Annotated in this window: 1 protein-coding gene; it reads left to right on the top strand. The window is 42.9% G+C overall.

What is annotated here, in order from left to right; genetic code table 11:
- Positions 1 to 56: 56 nt before the first annotated feature.
- The coding region (locus R7O13_RS29165; protein ID WP_318305494.1) for an acetyltransferase at positions 57 to 580 on the top strand (524 nt) is incomplete at its 3' end.

Raw genomic sequence — 580 nt, 5'->3', positions numbered from 1 at the left:
CAGTATAATTACACGCTGTTTTATTACTCACACCTTATCACTGTTGTTTGGTTATCATGTTGGCATATTTGTTATTTTTTTTTAACGCTTCTTTTGTGATCCTCAATTCTGCGATTTGTTCACTCGTAATTTGTGTCATCGCTATTTTTAAGATCCTACTTCCGACCGCGCAGTTAAAAGCTAAAGGGACGGAAGCTGCCAACAAAGTGATGTGGATTTGGGCGACCGTCAATGCGGGGATTCTTGCCTTGTCTAACCGTGTGGAGTGGGACGTTCAAGGCATCGAGAATCTGAAAAAAGATGGTTGGTATTTGCTGATCAGCAATCACCTCAGTTGGACGGATATTGTTGTGCTGTGCTGCGTATTTAAAGATCGTATTCCAATGCCGAAGTTTTTCCTCAAACAACAACTGCTGTATGTGCCGTTTATTGGTATGGCATGTTGGGCGTTAGACATGCCTTTCATGCGTCGTTACTCTCGTGAGTATTTAATTCGTAACCCTCACAAACGTGGCCAAGATTTGGCAACCACACGTCGTTCGTGTGCCAAGTTTAAGCATACTCCAACCACGGTTGTGAA

It is taken from the genome of Vibrio sp. Y176 (genome assembly GCF_033438945.1).
This window is presented reverse-complemented; position numbering and strand designations above follow the sequence as displayed.